Genomic DNA, 1,777 nt, shown 5'->3' with positions numbered 1-1,777 from the left:
AAGTTGCTCATAAAATCCCTGATTGTAGAAAACCATCGTCCCAAACTCGTCCATGTAGAAGAGGCCTTCGTTGAACACATCAAAGATATGAATAAAGCGTTCTTCGACGATCTTGAGAAACTCGCGATCATTGTCTGAGGCCTGTTGATCAAAAATGGTGGTCAAGACATGTCCTCCTCGTGCCTTACTGGCAACAGAGATGAGTGGGCGTTCCTGTAACAGGGAAATGAAGTAATCATGCGCATTATTAAGATACAAATGCTAATTTAAAATAGTAGACAGTCATGTTCTTGCGCTTTCAAATGAATAAAACTTCGTTCAGTTTAACTTGCTGATCATCGATATTTATAAAACTTAGTCAACAGTAAATCGTGTTTATATGAAATAGTTATTGATGCATTCCTCAAATTATTAAAATTAGTTAATAATGCTGTCATTTCTTGAGCTAAGTCCATAAAAATAAAATGGTTTTATGAAGTAAATCGCTCTATTAATTGACTGAATGCTCATTAATTGAAATGAATTGAGGATTCTTATAACAGCTATGCGCGATATCTTTTATAATGCACGCGTTACCTAATAGTATTTAATAAATGTCACCATATGCAGTACAACCCAGAAGACTCAATTAAAATTGCAATCGCAGATGTTGCTGTCGGCATGTTTGTTACCGCGATAGAGCATAACAAACGAGTCAATTTAGCCAATGCTGGTCGAGTTTCGAGCGCAGAGGGCATTAAAAAGCTTCGCGCAAGTGGCGTGAAATTCGTTTGGGTTGATCAATCACTTTCTGCTCAGCAGTGCGTATTCAAACCCGTCGAAGAACCTATCGATATCGAAGTAGGGGATAAAACGCTTTCCGTATCAAGCAAAGTACAACGTGCGTATCGCTCGCGAGAAGTCCAACACAAGCGTGCTAAAAAGCTGATTGCGGAAGCAAAAGGCCTAGCGCAGAAACTTCTCAACCAAACTTTTGAAGGCAAAGTTATCCAAGTCGACGAGATTGAATCGTGGGCGGATGACATGATCGAAAGTGTATTTATTGATTCAGACGCTTTGCAGTGTGTTTCTGCATTGCGCCAGAAAGATTCTTATTTACTCGAGCATTCAGTAAATGTCGCCTGTCTGCTGGTTTCGTTCGGCAAACACTTAGGCTTAGACAAAGATACCCTCAAGCAATTGGCGATTGGTGGCATCATTCACGATGTGGGTAAAATCAAAGTGGACGATAAAATTCTTCACAAGCCAGCGCGTTTAACGCCAGAAGAGTTTGAGCACATGAAGTTGCACCAAGTCTTCGCGGGCGAGATCATCGTTGAAGTGAAAGGGTTGAGCGATGTCAGCCGAGACGTGTGTTTAATGCATCATGAAAAGCTTGATGGAACGGGGTATCCGCGCGGACTATCGGGCGATGAGATTCCGATTCATGGTCGCATGAGTTGTATCGTCGATATATATGATGCGCTCACCGCTGATCGTTGCTACAAAAAAGGCATGAGCTCAGCAGAAGCATTTAAGATTTTGCTCAGTCTAACGCCTTTCCATCTCGACCCTGATCTGGTTTACAAGTTCATCAACTGCATTGGTGTGTATCCAGTAGGTTCTATCGTGGAACTCAGTGATGGCAGAGTGGGTATTGTGTGGTCTTCGAATCCATCTCAAGCGTTAAAGCCAGAAGTGAAATGTTTCTACTCCCGTAAGTACAAACGATACATTGATGTCGCGATGGTGGATTTAAAAACAAGTACGCACAAAATTGAAAGAGCGATAGCGCCTT

At 41.7% G+C, this 1,777-nt stretch carries 1 protein-coding gene and 1 pseudogene; one reads left to right on the top strand and one right to left on the bottom strand.

Going from position 1 to position 1,777, the window contains the following annotated elements:
• Positions 1-258 (bottom strand): annotated as a pseudogene (locus R7Q38_RS23000) (sensor domain-containing phosphodiesterase); the annotation flags it as partial.
• 345 nt (positions 259-603) lie between these two features.
• Between R7Q38_RS23000 and R7Q38_RS22995 the strand changes: the two are divergent.
• The coding region (locus R7Q38_RS22995) for an HD-GYP domain-containing protein (protein WP_140947686.1) at positions 604-1,777 on the top strand (1,174 nt) is incomplete at its 3' end.

Origin of the sequence: Vibrio sp. Vb0598 (assembly GCF_033338935.1) — a bacterium.
GTDB lineage: Bacteria > Pseudomonadota > Gammaproteobacteria > Enterobacterales > Vibrionaceae > Vibrio > Vibrio alginolyticus.
The sequence above is the reverse complement of the archived record's forward strand: the minus strand, read 5'-3'. Positions and strand labels throughout refer to the sequence as shown.